Raw genomic sequence first — 20,375 nt, 5'->3', positions numbered from 1 at the left:
TGAGGCCCTGACTGGGCGCTCACGTGGCGGTGTCGCCGGGCGTATCCGGCCGGGGGTCGTCCCCGGTCCGGGGCAGGCCGCCCGTCGCTCCAGATGTCGTGTCCTGTTGAGCGGTCCCCTCCGACGCGGAACCCCGCAGGTCCCGCCCCGCCCGCTCGCTCTCGATGAGCTCGTTCAGCCAGCGCACCTCGCGCTCCACGGACTCCATTCCGTGGCGCTGGAGCTCAAGCGTGTAGTCGTCGAGTCGCTCCCGGGTACGGGCCAGGGAGGCGCTCATCTTCTCCAGGCGCTCCTCCAGCCGGCTGCGCCGGCCCTCGAGAACGCGCATGCGCACGTCACGCGACGTCTGGCCGAAGAACGCGAAGCGAGCGGCGAAGGTCTCGTCCTCGTACGCGTCCGGGCCCGTCTGTGAGAGGAGCTGCTCGAAGTGTTCCTTGCCGTCGGCCGTCAACCGGTAGACGATCTTGGCGCGGCGTCCCGTGAGGGAGGCGGCGGCCTCGCCGACGTTCCCCGGTTCCTCGATCAACCAGCCGTTGGCGACCAGCGTCTTGAGGCAGGGGTAGAGCGTCCCGTAGCTGAACGCCCGGAACACACCCAGTGATGTGTTGAGTCGTTTGCGCAGCTCGTAGCCGTGCATCGGGGATTCGCGGAGCAGGCCGAGTACGGCGAACTCGAGGATGCCGGAACGCCGGCTCATCGTCGCCTCCTCTCGCCCTTATGCCGCGCTGATGTATCGACTCGATACATCAGCACGATAGAACGAGCTTCCGTGCGCGACAAGGGGGGGATCGGTGAACGGGATCACATCAGGGTTTCATCGCGAGCAAGTTGCCTGATTTGAGGTGAACTTCGCGGCTCGGGGGTTTTGACGGTGCGTAGTCTGTGCGCCATGCAGACCACCGGGAACCGAGTGACGCCTGTGGGCGTCCCTGTCCCTGGTGCAGTACGGGTGAATGCGGAAGGGACCGCATCCGTACTTCGGGGGGACCGGAAACCAGCCGCCTTTTCCAGGCGCGCAAAGGTGCGCCTGCCCGAGGAGTAGTCGTTCGATGAGCGAGCACCGTCGCAAACCGCCGCAGCCGCAGGGAGGCGGACGTGCCGCGGCCCGACGCGGCCAGTCCGGCTCGTCCTCCGGCCGCCGCGCGGCACCGCGGGGCGCCACAGGGTCTCCGTCCGGCTCGCACGGCCATGAGGACGAGGAGCGTCCGTACGGGAGCCGTGCCGAAGCCAGGCGTGCGGCACAGCGCAGCGCAGGCGGCCGCCGCAGAGCGGCCGAGCCCGGTCGCGGCGGCCGGCGGGCCGCTCCCGCCAGCCCCGGGAGGGGCCGCGGGGCGCCGCCCGGCAAGAAGCGGATGATCGACTATCCGCGCCGTGACCGGGACGGGTGGCGCCGGTGGGTGCCCTCGTGGAAGCTCGTGTCCGGCCTGTGCATCGGCTTCTTCGGCAGCCTGGTGGCCGCCGCGGGCATCGCGTACGCCATGGTGGGCGTCCCCGACGTCGCCAAGATCGCGGAGGCTCAGAACAACGTCTACTACTGGGCCGACGGCACCCAGATGGTCGCGACGGGCGGTGACCGCAACCGCCAGATCGTCGATCTGTCACGGATCCCCGAGGAGATGCGGCACGCGGTCATCGCGCAGGAGAACAAGACCTTCTACAGCGACAGCGGCATCGACCCGAAGGGAATCGCCCGGGCTGTGTTCAACATGGCCACCGGCGGTGACACACAGGGCGGGTCCACCATCACTCAGCAGTACGTGAAGAACGCGATGCTGAACGACCAGTCCCAGACGCTTTCCCGCAAGGTCAAGGAAATCTTCGTCTCGATCAAGGTCGGTGCCGAGGAGCCGAAGGACAAGATCCTCGAGGGCTACCTGAACTCCGCCTACTACGGACGCGGTGCCTACGGCATCCAGGCCGCCGCCCGGGCGTACTTCAACAAGGACGCGGTCGACCTCAACCCGGGTGAGTGCGCGTTCCTCGCGGCCATGGTCAAGGGCGCCACGTACTACGACCCGGCGGGGGCGACCTCCATCGACCCGGCTGCCACGCCCAAGGCGAATCAGGAGCGCGCCCTCAGGCAGATGCAGGACACGCTCAACAAGATGGTCGAGTACGACTACCTGAGCGCGGCGGAGCGTGCCAAGTACAAGACGCTGCCGGACTGGCAGAGCCCGCGGTCGAACGCCAAGCTGGGCGGCCAGATCGGCTACCTCGTCGATCTCGCCAAGTCGACCCTGATCAAGAACAACGTCGCCACCCGCGACCAGCTGGAGAAGGGCGGCTACTCGATTCACACGACCTTCGACAAGAAGAAGGTCGACGATCTCGAGGCCGCGGTGCAGAAGGTCTACAAGGAGAAGATCGACCCCGAAAAGCGTCCCGAGAAGGACACACACGTCCAGTTCGGCGGGGCGTCCGTGGACCCGGAGACGGGCGCCATCAAGGCCGTGTACGGCGGACAGGACGCGACCAAGCACTTCACCAACAACGCCGATGTGACCGGCGCCCAGGTCGGGTCGACGTTCAAGCCCTTCGTGCTCGCGGCGGCGATGAAGTGGGGCGTGCGCGACCCCGAGCTCGGTCCGATCCAGGCCCAGGACGAACGCACCATCGTCTCCCCGAAGAGCCTCTACAGCGGCAAGAACGACCTCAAGATCAAGAACTATGACGGGACGATCTGGAAGAACGAGGACGGCGAGCAGTGGCTGCAGGAGAACGACGGCAAGGAATCGGTCGGTGAGCCGCCGAACTACCAGATCGACATCCGGGAGTCGATGCGGCTGTCGGTGAACTCCGCCTTCGTGCAGCTGGGCATGGACGTCGGTCTGGACAAGGTGAAGGAGGCCGCCGTCGCCTCGGGTCTTCTCGAGGACAGCCTCGCGGGCGCCGGCTACCCGTCGTTCTCCATCGGTGTCTCCAGCCCGAGCGCCATCCGCATGGCGGACGCGTACGCCACCTTCGCGGCCAGCGGTAAGCAGCGCGAGCCCTACTCCGTGACCAAGGTGACGCGCGAGGGTCAGACGATCTTCACGCACAAGGTCAAGACCGAGCAGGCGTTCACGTCTCTGGTGGCGGACAACGTCACGGACATCCTGAAGACCGTCGTCGAGGACGGCACGGGTACCAACGCCCAGCTGCCCGGCCGTGAGGTGGCGGGCAAGACCGGTACCACGGACGGCAACAAGTCCGCCTGGTTCGTCGGGTACACGCCGCAGCTGTCCACCGCGATCAGCATGTTCCGCTATCCGGACGACGAGTCCATCAAGGACCGCAAGTTCCTGGAGATGTACGGAACGGGTGGCGAGAAGAAGATCCACGGTGCGTCGTTCCCGTCCGAGATCTGGCAGGACTACATGGAGGACGCGCTGAAGGGCACCACGCCGGAGAAGTTCCCGAAGCCGGAGCCCATCGGCGAGGTCGTCAACGACGCCCCGTCGCCGAGTCCGACTCCTTCGCCCTCCAAGTCGGAGGAGGAAGAAGAAGAGTCGAGCCCGTCGCCGTCCTCGTCGCCCAGCCAGAGCGAGAACACCAGCCCCTCCCCCTCGCCGGGAGACACTTGCGGCGTCTGGGAGTGGAACTGCGAGGAAGGGAACAGCGGCGGCAACGGCAGCGTCGGCAACGACTCAGGCGCCCCGGGCGGCAGCCCGTCGCCCTCGACGTCACCCAGTCCGACAGGCGAAGAGGACGACAGTAGAGGCAACCAGAACGGTGGCGGCGGCCTATTCGGGGGGCCGAACGGCTAGCCGCAGAACGCGCCGCATGGGTGTTTCACGTGAAACACCCGCACGTTTCACGTGAAACAGGGGCCGCCGCACCGACAAGGGTGCGGCGGCCCCGGCCCTTTCCCAGGGGCGTACGGCAGGATGTGCCCCATGCCCAGTGCAGAATCGACGCCAGCGAGCGTGCGCGAGCCGGATTCGGTGCGGCCGACCCGGGAGGACGCGGTCGCCGCGGCCGGTAGTGAGCTGATCGGCGGCCCGGTCGGGCGGCGGGCCCTTGTCGGGACGTCCTGGTGGACGCCTGTGCGGGTGATCGCGCTCGTGGCGATCGGCATGTTCGCCCTCGGCCTGGTCCAGAAGGCGCCCTGCTACAACGGCGCCTGGTTCTTCGGTGCCAGCTCCCAGTACACGCACGCGTGCTACTCGGACATCCCGCACCTGTACCAGGGGCGCGGGTTCGTCGACGGCCTGGTGCCGTACTTCGACAAGCTTCCCGGCGACATGGAGTACCTCGAGTACCCGGTGCTGACCGGCGTGTTCATGGAGGTCGCGTCCTGGCTCACCCCGGGCAGCGGCTCCATCCAGCACCAGGAGCAGTGGTACTGGATGGTCAACGCCGGGATGCTCATGGTCTGCGCGGCCGTCATCGCCGTCTGCGTGACCCGCACCCATGCCCGGCGCCCCTGGGACGGACTGCTGGTCGCCCTCGCGCCCGCCTTCGCCCTGACCGCCACCATCAACTGGGACCTGCTGGCGGTCGCCCTGACGGCCGCCGCCCTCCTGATGTGGTCGCGGAGGCGCCCGGTGGCCTTCGGTGTCCTGCTGGGCCTGGCCACGGCCGCCAAGCTCTACCCCTTCCTGATCCTCGGACCGCTGCTGGTGCTGTGCTGGCGTGCCGGAAGATGGCGTGAGTTCGGGAAGGCGCTGGGAGGAGCGGCGGTCGCCTGGCTGGTGGTGAACCTGCCGGTGATGCTCTTCGCCTTCGAGGGCTGGTCGAAGTTCTACACGTTCAGCCAGGAGCGGGGCGTCGACTTCGGTTCCTTCTGGCTGATCCTGGCCCACAACTCCGACGACCCGCCCAGCACCGAGACCGTCAACACCCTCGCCACGCTCCTGATGCTGCTGTGCTGCGGCGCCATCGCGGCGCTCACCCTCACGGCGCCCCGGCGCCCCAGGTTCGCCCAGCTCGCCTTCCTGATCGTCGCCGCGTTCATCCTCACCAACAAGGTCTACTCACCGCAGTACGTGCTCTGGCTGGTGCCGCTGGCCGCGCTGGCCCGGCCGAAGTGGCGTGACTTCCTGATCTGGCAGGCGTGCGAGGTCGCGTACTTCCTGGGCATCTGGATGTACCTCGCCTACACGACCAGCGGTGACGCCCACAAGGGCCTGCCGACGGACGGCTACCACTGGGCCATCGGCGCACACCTGCTGGGAACGCTGTTCCTGTGCGCGATGGTCGTGCGCGACATCCTGATGCCGGAACGGGACCCGGTCCGGCGCACGGGCGACGACGACCCCTCGGGCGGGGTGCTCGACGGCGCGCAGGACGTCTTCGTCCTGGGACCAGCGGCTCATCCCGGGCAGCACGCCGCTCACTTCGAGGGGCCACAGGTGCGGTGGGGCGTGAGCCGGCAGACGGGCGGTTCGCCCTGAGCGAACGCAGGAAAGGCCGTACACGGAGGGCCCGTGTACGGCCTTTTCGCTAGCGGTCGAGAATCCGGTCGAACTGCGTGGTGGTGTGCCGCAGATGGGCCACCAGCTCGTCGCCGACCGTGGGCTCCGGAGCGTCCGAGGGCACGAACAGGATGGAGACCTGCATGTGCGGCGGCTCCGCGAACCAGCGCTGCTTGCCGCCCCAGACGAACGGCGAGAGGTTCCGGTTGACCGTCGCGAGGCCGGCCCGGGCGACGCCCTTGGCACGCGGCATGACGCCGTGCAGGGCCTTCGGTGCCTCCAGGCCCACACCGTGCGACGTACCGCCCGCCACGACCACCAGGAACCCGTCGGAGGCCGCCCTCTGCTGCCGGTAGCCGAAGCGCTCCCCCTTGGCGACGCGAGTGACGTCCAGGACCGCACCGCGGTACTCGGTGGCCTCGTGGTCCCCCAGCCACAGCCGGGTGCCGATCCGGGCCCGGAAGCGGGTCTGCGGGAACTGCTGCTGGAGCCGGGCCAGCTCGTCCGCCTTGAGGTGGCTGACGAACATCGTGTGCAGCGGAAGACGCGCCGCACGCAGGCGGTCCATCCAGCCGATGACCTCCTCGACGGCGTCCGAGCCGTCGGTGCGGTCCAGCGGCAGGTGGATGGCGAAGCCCTCCAGCCGGACATTCTCTATGGCGGCGTGCAGCTGCGGCAGGTCCTGCTCGCTGATGCCGTGCCGCTTCATCGAGGACATCACCTCGATGACCACACGCGCACCCACGAGGCCGTACACGCCGTCCACGGACGACACCGAGCGCACGACCCGGTCGGGCAGCGGCACCGGCTCCTCACCACGCCGGTACGGCGTCAGCACCAGCAGGTCGCCGCCGAAGAAGTCCTTGATCCGGGCGGCTTCGTACGTGGTGCCGACGGCCAGCACGTCCGAGCCGAGCCTTGTCGCCTCCTCCGCCAGCCGCTCGTGCCCGAAGCCGTAGCCATTGCCCTTGCAGACCGGGACCAGCCCCGGGAACTGCTCCTGCACGTGCTTGTGATGCGCCCGCCAGCGCGCGGTGTCGACGTAGAGGGTGAGCGCCATGGCCGGACCTGGAACCTTTCTCGTGGCTGTCAGAGGTGCGGGTGGGGATGAGAGGTGGGGGTCAGCGGCGCGACATGTAGATGTCGAGCGCCTTGTGGAGCAGCTTGTTCAGAGGGAAGTCCCACTCGCCGAGGTACTCGGCCGCCTGCCCGCCCGTGCCGACCTTGAACTGGATCAGACCGAAGAGGTGGTCGCTCTCGTCCAGGGAGTCGGAGATGCCGCGCAGGTCGTAGACGGTGGCGCCCAGCGCGTAGGAGTCGCGGAGCATCGCCCACTGCATGGCGTTCGACGGCCGGACCTCACGGCCGATGTTGTCCGAGGCGCCGTAGGAGTACCAGACGTGTCCGCCGACGACCAGCATCGTCGCCGCCGACAGGTTCACCCCGTTGTGCCGGGCGAAGTACAGCCGCATGCGGTTGGGGTCCTCGTTGTTGAGGGCCGCCCACATGCGCTGGAAGTACGACAGCGGGCGCGGCCGGAAGTGGTCGCGCACGGCCGTGATCTCGTACAGGCGCTGCCACTCCTCCAGGTCGTGGTAGCCGCCCTGGACGACCTCGACGCCGGCCTTCTCGGCCTTCTTGATGTTGCGGCGCCACAGCTGGTTGAAGTTCTTGTGGACCTCTTCCAGGGAGCGGTTGGCCAGCGGCACCTGGAAGACGTAGCGGGGCTGCACGTCGCCGAAGCCGGCGCCGCCGTCCTCACCCTGCTGCCAGCCCATGCGGCGCAGCTTGTCGGCCACCTCGAAGGCGCGCGGCTCGATGTGGTCGGCCTCTATGTCACGCAGGCGCTTGACGTCGGGGTCCTGGATGCCCTTCTTGATGGACGCGGCGTCCCAGCGCCGGATGATCACCGGCGGGCCCATCTTCACCGAGAAGGCGCCCTGCTGCTTCAGGTGCGCCAGCATCGGCTCCATCCAGTCCTGGAGATTCGGCGCGTACCAGTTGATGACCGGGCCCTCGGGGAGGTAGGCGAGGTAGCGCTTGATCTTGGGGAGCTGCCGGTAGAGGACCAGGCCCACGCCGACCAGCTGACCGGTCCGGTCGTCGAACCAGCCGAGGTTCTCGGAGCGCCATTCGGCCTTCACGTCCGCCCATGCCGGGACCTGCATGTGACTCGCCGCCGGCAGACTCTGGATGTAGGCCAGATGCTGCTCGCGACTGATGGTCCTCAGGGTCAGGCTCATTCGGGGCGCTCCTCGGGCTGGTGTGTCCCCATGGGTACAGGGGCTCCGGCTCTCGCGCGAAGCCTACTGCGCCCTGTGAGCGCCCCGTCCGGCGTACGGGTGCAAGGAGGTCCTCGATGGCCGGGCGGCGACCGGGGCTCAGCCGAAGAACCCACCGTGGCTGATGCCGAAGAACAGACCGAGTGCGGAGCCTCCCAGTGCCAGGACCAGGCCGAAGCGCTCGCGCGTCGTCACCGAGATGAGCTGGCCGTATCCGGCGGTCAGGACACCCAGCAGACCTGCCCAGGAGGTCAGGACGTGGAGCCCGCGGAAGTACGCGGTGGCCAGGGCGAGCACGGCCAGGACGAGGCCCACGGCCAGCAAGGTGTCCTGAAGGGGGTGCGGTTTGCCGTCGGTGGCCAGCAGGCCGGTCCGGGGCTTGGCGGGTCGCATGATCTGTGCCATGGGGAACCTCCTGCCGAAGGCAGTGTGTCGTGGCCCTCACATCCGCTGAGTACCGATTGTGTCCCCTCACCGCCGGATTTCAACCGCAAGCCGGTGGGCGGGTACTCTGTACCTTCTGCACTGGTGTCTTCTGCCGTCCACGGCCGGGCGTCTCCTCGGAGGAAGCCCGATTGTCAGTGGGTCCTGGTTTACTCGTTGATGCCGGTGCCAACGCATCGCAACCCTCCTGCCACGGAACGACCGTGGCCGCTGAGTCCAAAGGAGGTGGGTTCCACATGCGTCACTACGAGGTGATGGTCATCCTCGACCCCGATCTCGAGGAGCGCTCTGTCTCCCCGCTGATCGAGAACTTCCTCTCTGTCGTCCGTGACGGCGGCGGAAAGGTCGAGAAGGTCGACACCTGGGGCCGTCGTCGTCTCTCGTACGAGATCAAGAAGAAGCCCGAGGGCATCTACTCGGTCATCGACCTGCAGGCCGAGCCTGCGGTCGTCAAGGAGCTCGACCGCCAGATGAACCTGAACGAGTCGGTCCTCCGGACCAAGGTCCTCCGTCCCGAGATGCACTGAGCCTTCCCGCTCAGCTGATCCCGGGATCCGAGTAGCAGCAACCAAGCAGCCAGAGCAAACCCGCCGAGAGGTTCCCCCATGGCAGGCGAGACCGTCATCACGGTCGTCGGCAATCTTGTCGACGACCCCGAGCTGCGCTTCACCCCGTCCGGTGCGGCCGTCGCGAAGTTCCGTGTCGCGTCGACCCCCCGCACCTTCGACCGCCAGACGAACGAGTGGAAGGACGGCGAAAGCCTCTTCCTGACCTGCTCGGTCTGGCGCCAGGCGGCGGAGAACGTCGCCGAGTCGCTCCAGCGAGGCATGCGCGTCATCGTGCAGGGCCGGCTGAAGCAGCGGTCGTACGAGGACCGTGAGGGCGTCAAGCGCACGGTCTACGAGCTGGACGTCGACGAGGTCGGCGCCAGCCTGCGCAGCGCCACGGCCAAGGTCACCAAGACCTCGGGCCAGGGGCGCGGTGGCCAGGGCGGTTACGGCGGCGGTGGCGGCCAGGGTGGCAGCGGCTGGGGCGGCGGCCCCGGCGGTGGCCAGCAGGGCGGCGGCGCTCCGGCCGACGACCCCTGGGCGACCGGCGCTCCCGCCGGCGGCCAGCAGGGCGGTGGCCAGGGTGGCGGCGGCTGGGGCGGCGGCTCCGGCGGCGGTGGCGGCTACTCGGACGAGCCCCCCTTCTAGGCGGGCTCCACCCACACTTCTTGATCACACAGGAGAAACATCATGGCTAAGCCGCCTGTGCGCAAGCCGAAGAAGAAGGTCTGCGCGTTCTGCAAGGACAAGGTCACGTACGTGGACTACAAGGACACGAACATGCTGCGGAAGTTCATTTCCGACCGCGGCAAGATCCGTGCCCGCCGCGTGACCGGCAACTGCACCCAGCACCAGCGTGACGTCGCCACGGCCGTGAAGAACAGCCGTGAGATGGCGCTGCTGCCCTACACCTCCACCGCGCGATAAGGGAAGGGTGACCGACTCATGAAGATCATCCTCACCCACGAGGTCTCCGGCCTCGGTGCCGCGGGCGACGTCGTCGACGTCAAGGACGGTTACGCTCGCAACTACCTGATCCCGCGGAAGTTCGCGATCCGCTGGACCAAGGGTGGCGAGAAGGACGTCGAGCAGATCCGTCGTGCTCGCAAGATCCACGAGATCCAGACCATCGAGCAGGCCAACCAGGTGAAGGCCCAGCTCGAGGGTGTGAAGGTCCGTCTGGCCGTCCGCTCCGGCGACGCCGGTCGTCTCTTCGGTTCCGTCACGCCGGCCGACGTCGCTTCGGCGATCAAGGCCGCCGGCGGTCCCGAGGTCGACAAGCGCCGCATCGAGCTGGGCTCGCCGATCAAGACCCTGGGCGCTCACCAGACGTCCGTGCGTCTGCACCCCGAGGTTGACGCCAAGGTCAGCATCGAGGTCGTCGCTGCCTGAGCCTTGCTCTGGCTGAAGCGATGAGATGGGGCCGCATCTCCCGGTCGGGGGATGCGGCCCCATCTTCCGTCGGCCCTGTTTCACTCGAAGCGTCGTGTTTCACGTGAAACACGACGCTTCGAGTGAAGCGCTCAGCGTGTCGCACCCGTGACGACCCAGCGGCCCGACCGCGTACGCAGCCACAGCGTCACCAGGCGCATCGCCATCATCAGCGTCATGGCCGCCCACAGCGCGGTGAGGCCACCGCCGAACGTCGGCACCAGCAGGGCTGCCGGAGTGAAGACCGCCAAGGTGAGCAGCATGGCCCAGGCGAGGTAAGGGCCGTCTCCGGCTCCCATCAGGACGCCGTCCAGGACGTAGACCACTCCGCAGACCGGCTGCGACACAGCCACGATCACCAGGGCGGGCAAGGCGGCGTCCTTGACCGCGGAGTCGCCGGTGAAGAGAGGCAGGAACGCCGGGCGGGACAGCACCACGAGCAGACCCAGGGCGACTCCGACCGCGACACCCCACTCCACCATCCTGCGGCAGGCATCGCGGGCCCCCTGGCTGTCACCGGCTCCCAGGTAGCGTCCGATGATGGCCTGCCCCGCGATGGCGATCGCGTCGAGGGCGAAGGCGAGCAGGCTCCACAACGACAGGATGATCTGGTGGGCCGCGATGTCGGCGTCGCCGAGTCGAGCCGCCACAGCTGTGGCGATCATGAGGATGGCCCGCAGTGAGAGGGTGCGAACCAGCAGCGGGACTCCTGCCTGGGCGGAGGCCTTGATGCCGGTGATGTCCGGGCGCAGGGAGGCGCCGTGCCGGTGTGCTCCACGGATCACCACCCAGAGGTACACCGCGGCCATGCCGCACTGCGCGATGACGGTGCCCCAGGCGGAGCCGGCGATGCCGAGACCGGCGCCGTAGACGAGTACGACGTTGAGGACGGCGTTGGCGACGAAGCCGGCCACGGCCACGTAGAGCGGGGTCCGGGTGTTCTGCAGTCCGCGCAGGACACCGGTCGCGGCCAGCACGACGAGCATGGCGGGGATGCCGAGAGCGGAGATCCGCAGGTAGGTGATGGCGTACGGGGCCGCGGTGTCGGAAGCGCCGAAGAGTTCCACGAGGGAGGGTGCGGTGGGCAGGACGACGGCGATGACCGCGGCGCCGAGCAGGAGTGCCAGCCAGATGCCGTCCATACCCTGGCGGATCGCGGATTGCAGATCGCCCGCGCCGACGCGGCGGGAGACTGCCGCTGTCGTGGCGTAGGCGAGGAACACGAAGACGCTGACGGCCGTCGTCAGCAGGGCGGAGGCGATGCCGAGTCCGGCGAGCTGCGCGGTGCCGAGATGGCCGACGATCGCACTGTCGGCCATGACGAAGAGGGGCTCGGCGACGAGCGCACCGAAGGCCGGAACGGCCAGCGCGATGATCTCTCGGTCGTGCCGGCGCCGGTCAGTCCGGGAGCGCTCGGAAGCCTGTGTCATGAGCACCAATCTAATCGTCCACAGGTAAGAGATGCAATGCTTTTGTGACCCTTACCTCTCGTCTTGCCGGGCCTACTTCCCGGCGCCGTTCGAGACGATCTTGATCTGAGTGGGGAAGTTTTTCTTCTGCACAGGGCGTGGACGGTAAAGGCGCAGATCAGGGGCGTTTCCTCAAGACTGGCGAGGGCTTGTTCACAGGGCTGTCCACCGGGTCGTGCACAGGTTTCGGGGAGTTCTCCACAGCATCTGGCCCGTCGTCCACATGGCCTGTGGATAACCAGATTGGCTGACGCTGCCGACAGGCCTACGGTTGTCCGGCGCCTGCTCCGTCCGCCGGCTTGTGAACCCTCACAAAACCGACGCGCCAGAACCGGAGTTGGGCGTCTTATTTGTCAGTGTCGTGCCGTAGAAATGAGGGCACGGCGAGGGTCCGCTCGGCGGACGGGAGGAGGTGGCTCGGTGAGTATTTCCGAGCCCTTGGACGACCCGTGGGCCGACAGCGGTCCCAGTGATCGTCTGCCCGCCTCCCGCCGCCGGAGTGACAGCGGCCGCGGACGCGACGAGCAGCACGAGCGCGGTCCGGACAGCGGTGCCTGGGACGGCGGCGGGCCGTCGTTCGAACGGGTGCCGCCGCAGGACCTGGACGCCGAGCAGTCCGTCCTCGGCGGCATGCTCCTGTCCAAGGACGCCATCGCCGACGTCGTGGAGATCCTCAAGGGCCACGACTTCTACAAGCCGGCCCACGAGACGGTCTACCAGGCCATCCTCGACGTCTATGCCAAGGGCGAGCCGGCCGACCCCATCACGATCGCGGCCGAGCTCACCAAGCGCGGTGAGATCAACAAGGTCGGTGGCGCCTCCTACCTGCACACTCTCGTCCAGACCGTGCCGACGGCCGCGAACGCCGCCTACTACGCGGAGATCGTGCACGAGCGGGCCGTGCTGCGCCGCCTGGTGGAGGCCGGTACGCGGATCACCCAGATGGGATACGCGGCCGACGACGACGTCGACGAGATCGTCAACCGCGCTCAGGCCGAGATCTACGCCGTCACCGAGCAGCGCACCAGCGAGGACTATCTGCCCCTCGGCGACATCATGGAGGGCGCGCTCGACGAGATCGAGGCGATCGGCTCGCGCAGCGGCGAGATGACCGGTGTGCCGACGGGGTTCACGGACTTCGACTCCCTGACCAACGGTCTGCACCCGGGCCAGATGATCGTCATCGCCGCACGTCCCGCGATGGGCAAGTCCACACTGGCGCTGGACTTCGCGCGGGCGGCGTCGATCAAGAACAACCTCCCGAGCGTCATCTTCTCGCTCGAAATGGGACGCAACGAGATCGCCATGCGTCTGCTGTCCGCCGAGGCCCGCGTCGCGCTCCACCACATGCGTTCCGGCACCATGACGGACGATGACTGGACCCGGCTGGCCCGCCGCATGCCGGACGTCTCGGCCGCCCCGCTCTACATCGACGACTCCCCGAATCTGTCGATGATGGAGATTCGCGCCAAGTGCCGTCGGCTCAAACAGCGCAATGACCTCAAGCTGGTCGTCATCGACTATCTCCAGTTGATGCAGTCGGGTGGATCCAAGCGTGCCGAGAGCCGTCAGCAGGAAGTCTCGGACATGTCCCGCAACCTGAAGCTCCTGGCCAAGGAGCTGGAGGTTCCAGTCATCGCGCTCTCCCAGCTGAACCGTGGACCCGAGCAGCGCACCGACAAGAAGCCGATGGTCTCCGACCTGCGTGAGTCCGGTTCCATCGAGCAGGACGCCGACATGGTCATCCTGCTGCACCGGGAGGACGCCTACGAGAAGGAGTCGCCGCGCGCCGGCGAGGCCGACCTGATCGTGGCCAAGCATCGTAACGGTCCGACGGCCACGATCACCGTCGCTTTCCAAGGCCACTACTCGCGCTTCGTGGACATGGCACAGACCTGACCCCTGCGGCGCGCGGAAAACGGCTCGACGTGTGTGGCCCGGGCCGGTGGACTGGGTGCATGACCACACCTCAGGAAGAGCTGCTTCCCGCAACCCGCCGGGCGCTGCTGCACCGGATCGCCGTGGCCCAGACGGAGGGGCGTGCGCCGTCGCTCGTTGCGGCGGTCGTCCGGGACGGCCGGGCCGTCTGGCACGGTGCGCGGACTTCGATTGACGGTCATGGACCGGACGAGAACGTGCAGTACCGGATCGGCTCGATCACCAAGACGTTCACCGCTGTGCTCGTGCTTCGGCTGCGTGACGAGGGCGCGCTCGATCTCGGCGATCCGCTGGAGAAGCATCTACCGGGCACGGGGGCGGGAGAGGCCACGATCACCGAGTTGCTGGCCCACTCCGGTGGTCTGGCTGCCGAGTCGCCCGCGCCGTGGTGGGAGCGGACTCCGGGCTCGCTGCGGCCCGAGCTCGCCGATGTGCTGGGCAAGCAGCCCCTCCTCCACCCGGTGGGCCGTCGGCACCACTACTCGAACCCCGGATACACGGTGCTCGGCGCTCTGGTGGAGAAGCTGCGCGGTGCTTCGTGGGAGGAGGTGTTGCGGCAGGAGGTGCTGGAGCCGCTGGGCCTGAACCGGACGTCCGGGCATCCCCGGGCGCCGCACGCCGGTGGCTGGGCCGTACATCCATGGGCCGACGTGATGCTGGCGGAGCCCGCCGAGGATCTCGGGCGGATGGCCCCGGCCGGTCAGCTCTGGTCCACCACGGGTGACCTGGCCCGGTTCGTCGTCTTCCTGGCAAAGGGGGACGACAGGGTGCTGAGTCACGAGTCCGTGCGGGAGATGCGGGGACCGGCGGCGCCGATGGAGGCCGCCGATGTCGCGGACGGAACGGCGTACGGTCTGGGGCTGCAGATCCAGCACCGGGACGGACGGCTGCTCGTGGGGCACTCCGGGTCGCTCCCCGGCTTTCTGGCCAACCTCACCATCAGCGTGGAGGACGACGTGGCCGCGGTGGTGCTGGCCAACTGCACATCCGGGCCGCTGCTGGCCGGAGTCGGCGCCGACCTCGTGCGTGTCGTCGCCGAGGCGGAGCCCAGGATCCCTGAACCGTGGCGGCCGCTTTCGGACGTCGACGCATCCGTCCTGGAGCTGGCCGGCCAGTGGTACTGGGGCACGCACGCATTCGCCCTGCGGCTGACGTCCGACGAAGGGGTTTCGCTGGAGCCGCTGTCGGGCGCCGGCCGCCGCTCGCGCTTCCGGGCGAACGGTGACGGTACGTGGACCGGGCTGGAGGGTTACTACGCCGGGGAGTCGCTGCGAGCCGTGCGGCGGCCGGACGGGACGGTGAGTCACCTGGACCTCGGGTCGTTCGTGTTCACGCGTCAGCCGTATGACGAGGGTGCGCCTGTGCCGGGAGGGGTGGACGTGGAGGGGTGGCGCGGGATCGGCTAGGCAACTCGCGCTCCTCGCCGGGTGGCTCTGTTTCACGTGAAACAGAGCCACCCCCTCAGAGCTGGAGCTTGAAGCCCGTGTGTGAGGCCGAGAAACCGAGACGCTCGTAGAAGCGGTGCGCGTCGGTGCGGGTCTTGTCGGAGGTGAGCTGCACCAGTTGGCATCCCTGTCGACGGGACTCGTCGACGGCCCACTCGATGAGCTGCGTGCCCAGGCCGCCGCCGCGCTCGTCGGCGTGGACCCGCACACCTTCGATGACCGACCGGGTGGCGCCGCGCCGGGACAGGCCGGGCACGATCGTCAGCTGCAGCGTGCCGGCCACCCGACCGTTGCGGACGGCGACGACCAGGTGCTGGTTCGGGTCGGCGCTGAGCCGTTCGAACGCGGCCAGGTACGGGCTCAGGTCGTCGGGCGACTCGCGTCGGGCGCCCAGGGGGTCGTCGGCGAGCATTGCGACGATCGCGGAGAGGTCGTCCTCGGTGGTGGGCCGTATCTCAAGATCTGCCATGGCCGCACCCTACGCAGGGAAGGTCAGGCGGGCACTGGCGTTTTGAGCGTCTCGACGACGCGGACCAGCGGAGCCAGGTCGGGATTCCCCGCTGCTTCGTCGAGAGCCTCGCGCAGGGCGGCGTCATTGGTGGGCCGTGCCTCGTCCAACAGCTTCAAGCCGGCCGCGGTGACGTTGGTGTAGATGCCGCGGCGGTCGGTGGGGCACAGGTAGCGCTCGAGCAGTCCTCGGTCCTCGAGCCGGGTGACCAGGCGCGTGGTGGCGCTCTGGCTGAGGACCACGGCGTCTGCGACCTGCTTCATCTGCAGATGCCCGCCGTCGCCGTCGTGCTGACGGCTGAGCACCTCGAGCAGCGAGTACTCACGGACACTCAGGTCGTGACCGGCCTGCAGGGCGCGCTCGATGTGGGCCTCGATCCTCCCGTGCAGCAGGGAGAGGGCGCACCAGCCCTGGGAGAGGGCGGTGAGCGCGGGATCCGTCGCTGTCATGTGTTTCCTCCGTCCCGGAGCGGCTGAGACCAGGGTAGACCAGTGCCGCGATTGCCAGCGCTTGCAAGTAACCCGCGTCTGCAATTATTGTGGGCGCTCGTAAAGCGCTCCTGCAATCCCTTGGAAGGTGTCCCCTCCATGCCTCTCGCGCTTCTGGCCCTCGCGATCGGGGCCTTCGGTATCGGAACCACCGAGTTCGTGATCATGGGCCTGCTGCCCGAGGTCGCGAACGACTACGGGGTCTCCATTCCCACCGCCGGCTTCCTGGTGACCGGGTACGCGCTCGGCGTGATGTTCGGTGCTCCGCTGATGACCGTGCTGGGCACCAAGGTCCCGCGCAAGCGGATGCTGATGCTGCTGATGGGCCTGTTCATCGTCGGCAACCTGCTCTCCGCCCTCGCCCCAGCCTTCTCCGTCATGCTGGCCGGTCGTGTCGTCGCCTCCCTCGCCCACGGAGCCTTCTTCGGCATCGGCTCGGTCGTCGCGGCCGACCTGGTGGCTCCGCACAAGAAGGCCGGCGCGATCGCGATGATGTTCACCGGCCTGACCGTCGCCAACGTTGTCGGCGTGCCGCTGGGCACGCTCATCGGCCAGACCGCCGGCTGGCGTGTCACCTTCGCGGTCGTCGCCGCTCTCGGCGTCGTCGGCCTGGCCGGTGTCGCCAAGCTGGTCCCCGACATGCCCAAGGCGGAAGGCGTGCGCCTGCGCCACGAACTGGCCGCGTTCGGGAACGTCCAGGTCCTGCTCGCCATGGCCATGACCGTGCTCGGCTTCGGGGGCGTCTTCGCGGCCATCACCTACATCGCGCCGATGATGACCCACGTCGCGGGCTTCGCCGACGGTTCGGTCACCTGGCTGCTGGTCCTCTTCGGCCTCGGTATGGTCGGGGGCAATCTCGTGGGCGGCAAGTTCGCCGACCGCGCCCTGATGCCCCTGCTGTACGTCTCCCTGGGTGCGCTGGCCGTCGTCCTCGCCCTCTTCACGCTCACCGCGCACGACAAGACCGCGTCCGCCGTGACCGTCTTCCTGATCGGCGCCCTCGGCTTCGCCACCGTTCCGCCGCTGCAGAAGCGCGTTCTGGACCATGCGCACGGCGCGCCGACGCTGGCATCGGCGGTGAACATCGGCGCCTTCAACCTCGGCAACGCGCTCTCCGCCTGGCTCGGCGGCGTCGTCATCGCCGCCGGCTTCGGCTACACCGCTCCGAACTGGGTCGGTGCCGCGCTTGCCGCAGCCGCCCTGCTCCTCGCCCTTCTCTCGGCCGCCCTCGAGCGGCGCGAGCCCGCCGCCGGCGCCGTCGTCGCGGGCTCAGTCCCCGCCGAACAGCGGACCCCCGCCGTACACCGCTGAACGACCCCGGCCGCCGGATCGCGCGGCGCGCACCCCTGCGGCCCCCCGCCTCGACACCCCCGAGGCACGTACCACTCAGCACCACCGAGGAGAACCCCACATGACCACCACCACCGTCGCCCCGCTGACCATTCAGGACGCCGAAGCCCTCGTCACCGCCGCCCACCGCGCCGCCGAGGCAGCCGGGGTCGCCGTCAGCGTCACCGTCCTCGACGCGGGCGGCCACCTCCTGGCCTTCCGGCGCGACGACCGGGCCGTGCTGATCTCCGGGGAGACCAGCACACGCAAGGCCTACACGGCGCTCCAGCTGGACACACCCACCGCCGACCTCGTCGACGCCGTCCAGCCCGGAGGCCTCTTCCACACCCTGCCCACCGCGCTCGACCGGCCGCTGCTGTTCATCGCGGGCGGCGTGCCCGTGCACCGCGACGGCCGGCTGATCGGCGCGCTGGGGGTCGGCGGCGGAGCGCCCGAGCAGGATCACGCCCTCGCCGCGGCCGCCGTGGCGGGACTCGCCTGACGGCAGCCGCCAGCCACACGAGGCCGGTCACCGGAACGTCACCGGGGACCGGCCTCGCCGCGCGGAAGGAGATCAGCCCGCAGCCAGCGTCAAGGGAGCGAACCGCCGCTGCCAGTGCCCGGGCAGCTCCGTGATGCCGTACGTCATGACCGCGTTGGTGGTGAGGGAGGAGAGACCGTGCTCCTTCACCCAGGCCAGCAGCTCTTCGTGCCGTACGTCGATGTCGGTGCGCAGCGGGCGGTCGGTGCGGGCGGCGAGGGAGGCCAGCAGCGCCTTGGCCGTCTCGGTGTCACGGGCGATCAGCGGGCCCACGACGTGGGTGTCCATGTTGGGCCAGGCGGCGGCGTATCCGATGATCCGTCCGCCCTCCTCGGCGACCCGGAGCTGATCGGCGAAGGCCGGCAACCGCGTGATGATGTGCGTGCGGTCGGCGCCGAACACCTCCTCGTCGAGCCGGAGGATCCCGGCGAGATCCTCGGCCGTGGCCGCGCGGGTGAGGACCGCGGGCTCGCTCCCGTCGGGCACGAAATGCCCGCGCACCATCTCCGCCCGGCCGGTGGTCTTGAAACCGAGTTCCTCGTAGAGGGGCCGGCCGCACGGGGTGGCGTGGAGCGTCAGCGGGGTGGTGCCCAGGGCGTCGACGACGTGGCGCATCAGCCGGCGCCCGATGCCCTGGCGGGCGTGCCGCTCCGCGACCAGCACCATGCCGATGGCAGCGAGACAGGGGCGTCCGTGCGGCCCGTACTCGGTGACGGTGCAGGCACTGACGAGGCCGCCGTCGGGATCGTCGATGCCGTACGCGTTCCCGGCTGTGAGGAGGAAGGACCACTTGTGTTCCTCACGGGGCCACCCCCGGTCCTCGGACAGGTCGGCGCAGGCGGTGAGATCGCGGAGCGTCAGGCGGCGGATCGGCAGCGAGGCGAGGGAAGGTGTCGACACGCAGGTCAGGCTGTCCGACGGCAGCCGTCGGCGTCCACCGCTTTCCGCGGAACACGCGAGCTTTTGGCCATCCCTGACGCCCCCGGGGTCAGCCGAGGTCGGAAGCGAGCAGGGCACGCACGCCCTCGATGTTGCCGTCCAGGTAATGCCGGAGCGAGAGCGGTACGAGGTGCACGGAGGCGATCCCGACCCTGGTGAAGGGCACCCGGACGATCTCGTACTCCCCGGCGGGCTCGTCGACCTCGGGACCGTGCCGCAGGGACGGGTCCATGGACTCCAGGCGGCAGACGAAGAAGTGCTGCACCTTCACACCCGTCGCCCCACCGTCCTCGCCGATGTGTTCCACCGTGTCCACGAAACACGGAACCACGTCGGTGATCTTTGCGCCCAGTTCCTCGTGCACCTCGCGGTGCAGGGCGTCCACGACGGTGGTGTCGCCGGGCTCGACCCCGCCTCCGGGAGTGACCCAGTAGGGATCGACGCCGGGCTTGGTGCGCTTGATCAGAATCAGGGCGCCGTCGTCCAGGAGAACGGCGCGGGCGGTGCGCTTGACCACGGGTCGGACGGTCATGGGGAAAATGTGGCCCGACTGGTTCCACGTGAAACATCGAGGGCGTCAACCGCCCCGGACCGACGGCTCAGCTCCAGTCGGCGGCCGCGTGCAGCAGCCACTCATGGGCCCGGGCGATGTGTGGCATCGCGAGTGTGCCGGTACGTACCACCAGGAAATACGTCCGCAGAGGTGGCACCGCGGGGTCGTGCAGGGCGACTGCCTCACCGCGCTCCAGCGCTTCGGCGCACAGGTAGCGGGGCAGTACGGCGAGCCCCGCGCCGGCGACCGTACAGGCGAGTACCGCACGTAGGTCGGGGGCGACGACCGTGGCCGGGGCCGCCGGGCGGGCGTCGAAGACGGATGCCCAGTAGCGGGCGACGAAGGGCAGCGACTCGTGCACCTCGACCACGGGGATGTGCTCCAGGTCGGGTGCGGCGGTGCGGCGGAACTGCCCGGGGCCGGCCCGCTCCGCCCAGTGGGGAGCGGCGACCAGGATGTGTTCCTCGTCGCAGAGCGGAGTCGCCGTGAGCAGCGCCCCGCGCGGCCGGGCCGTACCGATGGCCAGATCGTGATGCCCGGCGGCCAGCCCCTCCAGGGCCTCCTCGGCGTTCCCGAACGAGGCGCGCAGGGCGAATCCCTGTCCGTCCTCGCCGGTGAGTTCCGTGAGCGCGGGCAGTGCCCGCTCGGCGGTGAACTCCGGGGGACCGGCAAGATGCAGGGTCCGCAGGGAGGAGTCGTCGTCGGGCCCGGTCTCGGCTATCTCGACCAGGGCGTCGAGGTGGGGTGCGGCCTTGTGGGCGAGTTCGTCGCCGATGGTCGTCGGGGTCACGCCGCGGGCCTGCCGCAGGAAGAGAGGGCGCCCGAGCTGCCTCTCCAGCGTGCGGATCTGGGAGGTGACGGCCGGCTGGGAGAGACCGAGCAGAGCCGCCGCGCGCGTGAAGGAACCGGCCCGGTGCACGGTCACGAACGTGCGCAGCAAGGCCAGATCCACGGAAGCCGTCCCCTCTTCTGTTCTCCACCGGCCCTCCGGCCGCGCTCAACTATAAATATGTCGATAGGTCGCTGTCGCTACTGTGATTGGACACTGACACAGAGTCAACTAG

General features: G+C 68.9%; 20 protein-coding genes. 10 read left to right on the top strand and 10 right to left on the bottom strand.

All coding sequences use genetic code 11. The features are described from left to right. Positions 1–19: 19 nt before the first annotated feature. On the bottom strand, positions 20–697 hold the full coding sequence (locus tag AMK11_RS11860; RefSeq protein ID WP_073726075.1) for a PadR family transcriptional regulator: 678 nt from the start codon (positions 695–697) through the stop codon (positions 20–22). 655 nt (positions 698–1,352) lie between these two features. Between AMK11_RS11860 and AMK11_RS11855 the strand changes: the two genes are divergently transcribed. Both AMK11_RS11855 and AMK11_RS11850 read left to right on the top strand, forming a co-directional pair. Continuing rightward, positions 1,353–3,746, top strand: a complete 2,394-nt coding sequence (locus AMK11_RS11855) for a transglycosylase domain-containing protein (RefSeq protein WP_073726073.1) — start codon at positions 1,353–1,355, stop codon at positions 3,744–3,746. Positions 3,747–3,866: 120 nt separating this feature from the next. After that, positions 3,867–5,375, top strand: a complete 1,509-nt coding sequence (locus AMK11_RS11850; protein WP_073726071.1) for a glycosyltransferase family 87 protein — start codon at positions 3,867–3,869, stop codon at positions 5,373–5,375. Between the two features lie 49 nt (positions 5,376–5,424). Here the strand turns inward: AMK11_RS11850 and AMK11_RS11845 are convergent, their stop codons facing one another. The 3 genes from AMK11_RS11845 to AMK11_RS11835 all read right to left on the bottom strand — a co-directional run bounded on the left by AMK11_RS11845 (position 5,425) and on the right by AMK11_RS11835 (position 8,083). Then, positions 5,425–6,456 (bottom strand): alanine racemase, encoded by a 1,032-nt coding sequence (locus AMK11_RS11845; protein WP_073726069.1) that lies wholly within the window; start codon positions 6,454–6,456, stop codon positions 5,425–5,427. Between the two features lie 61 nt (positions 6,457–6,517). After that, positions 6,518–7,639 carry a peptidoglycan bridge formation glycyltransferase FemX gene (gene femX, locus AMK11_RS11840; RefSeq protein ID WP_073726067.1) on the bottom strand — a complete coding sequence of 374 codons (1,122 nt, stop codon included), beginning with the start codon at positions 7,637–7,639 and terminating at the stop codon, positions 6,518–6,520. Between the two features lie 138 nt (positions 7,640–7,777). Further along, entirely contained in the window at positions 7,778–8,083 is a 306-nt protein-coding gene (locus AMK11_RS11835) for a hypothetical protein (protein ID WP_073726065.1), read from the bottom strand. Positions 8,084–8,358: 275 nt separating this feature from the next. Here AMK11_RS11835 and rpsF point away from each other — a divergent pair, with 275 nt between their 5' ends. The 4 genes from rpsF (at position 8,359) to rplI (ending at position 10,062) form a co-directional block, all read left to right on the top strand. Then, positions 8,359–8,649, top strand: coding sequence for a 30S ribosomal protein S6 (gene rpsF / locus AMK11_RS11830; RefSeq protein ID WP_003975025.1), 291 nt, complete (start codon positions 8,359–8,361; stop codon positions 8,647–8,649). Between the two features lie 78 nt (positions 8,650–8,727). Next, positions 8,728–9,318, top strand: coding sequence for a single-stranded DNA-binding protein (locus AMK11_RS11825; RefSeq protein ID WP_073726063.1), 591 nt, complete (start codon positions 8,728–8,730; stop codon positions 9,316–9,318). A gap of 42 nt (positions 9,319–9,360) precedes the next feature. Then, on the top strand, positions 9,361–9,597 hold the full coding sequence (gene rpsR, locus AMK11_RS11820) for a 30S ribosomal protein S18 (RefSeq protein ID WP_003949403.1): 237 nt from the start codon (positions 9,361–9,363) through the stop codon (positions 9,595–9,597). Between the two features lie 18 nt (positions 9,598–9,615). Further along, positions 9,616–10,062 (top strand): 50S ribosomal protein L9, encoded by a 447-nt coding sequence (rplI, locus tag AMK11_RS11815; protein WP_073726061.1) that lies wholly within the window; start codon positions 9,616–9,618, stop codon positions 10,060–10,062. 131 nt (positions 10,063–10,193) lie between these two features. Here rplI and AMK11_RS11810 read toward each other — a convergent pair whose 3' ends face one another. Next, complete coding sequence (locus AMK11_RS11810) at positions 10,194–11,531, bottom strand: MATE family efflux transporter (protein ID WP_073726059.1); 1,338 nt, start codon at positions 11,529–11,531, stop codon at positions 10,194–10,196. Between the two features lie 459 nt (positions 11,532–11,990). On the opposite strand from AMK11_RS11810, the gene dnaB reads away from it, so the two are divergent. Continuing rightward, entirely contained in the window at positions 11,991–13,469 is a 1,479-nt protein-coding gene (dnaB, locus tag AMK11_RS11805; RefSeq protein ID WP_073726057.1) for a replicative DNA helicase, read from the top strand. A 59-nt stretch (positions 13,470–13,528) separates the two neighbouring features. Next, positions 13,529–14,914, top strand: coding sequence for a serine hydrolase domain-containing protein (locus AMK11_RS11800; RefSeq protein ID WP_073726055.1), 1,386 nt, complete (start codon positions 13,529–13,531; stop codon positions 14,912–14,914). Positions 14,915–14,969: 55 nt separating this feature from the next. Here AMK11_RS11800 and AMK11_RS11795 read toward each other — a convergent pair whose 3' ends face one another. Together AMK11_RS11795 and AMK11_RS11790 are read right to left on the bottom strand one after the other, a co-directional pair. Beyond that, complete coding sequence (locus AMK11_RS11795; RefSeq protein WP_073726053.1) at positions 14,970–15,422, bottom strand: GNAT family N-acetyltransferase; 453 nt, start codon at positions 15,420–15,422, stop codon at positions 14,970–14,972. A gap of 23 nt (positions 15,423–15,445) precedes the next feature. Further along, positions 15,446–15,910, bottom strand: a complete 465-nt coding sequence (locus tag AMK11_RS11790) for a MarR family winged helix-turn-helix transcriptional regulator (RefSeq protein ID WP_073726051.1) — start codon at positions 15,908–15,910, stop codon at positions 15,446–15,448. 138 nt (positions 15,911–16,048) lie between these two features. On the opposite strand from AMK11_RS11790, the gene AMK11_RS11785 reads away from it, so the two are divergent. Together AMK11_RS11785 and AMK11_RS11780 are read left to right on the top strand one after the other, a co-directional pair. Then, positions 16,049–17,260: an MFS transporter gene (locus tag AMK11_RS11785; protein ID WP_073726049.1), complete on the top strand. Its 1,212-nt coding sequence runs from the start codon at positions 16,049–16,051 to the stop codon at positions 17,258–17,260. Positions 17,261–17,360: 100 nt separating this feature from the next. Next, the gene (locus AMK11_RS11780; RefSeq protein WP_073726047.1) at positions 17,361–17,780 is read left to right on the top strand and encodes a GlcG/HbpS family heme-binding protein; all 420 of its coding nucleotides are present in this window, start codon (positions 17,361–17,363) and stop codon (positions 17,778–17,780) included. Between the two features lie 72 nt (positions 17,781–17,852). Here AMK11_RS11780 and AMK11_RS11775 read toward each other — a convergent pair whose 3' ends face one another. The 3 genes from AMK11_RS11775 to AMK11_RS11765 form a co-directional block, all read right to left on the bottom strand. Next, a complete protein-coding gene (locus AMK11_RS11775) occupies positions 17,853–18,719 on the bottom strand; it encodes a GNAT family N-acetyltransferase (protein WP_073726045.1) in 867 nt (288 codons plus the stop codon). Positions 18,720–18,807: 88 nt separating this feature from the next. Continuing rightward, positions 18,808–19,290, bottom strand: a complete 483-nt coding sequence (locus AMK11_RS11770; protein WP_073726043.1) for an NUDIX domain-containing protein — start codon at positions 19,288–19,290, stop codon at positions 18,808–18,810. Positions 19,291–19,357: 67 nt separating this feature from the next. Next, complete coding sequence (locus AMK11_RS11765; protein WP_073726041.1) at positions 19,358–20,263, bottom strand: LysR family transcriptional regulator; 906 nt, start codon at positions 20,261–20,263, stop codon at positions 19,358–19,360. Positions 20,264–20,375 lie beyond the last annotated feature (112 nt).

Origin of the sequence: Streptomyces sp. CB02414, assembly GCF_001905385.1 — a bacterium.
Lineage (GTDB): Bacteria > Actinomycetota > Actinomycetes > Streptomycetales > Streptomycetaceae > Streptomyces.
This window is presented reverse-complemented; position numbering and strand designations above follow the sequence as displayed.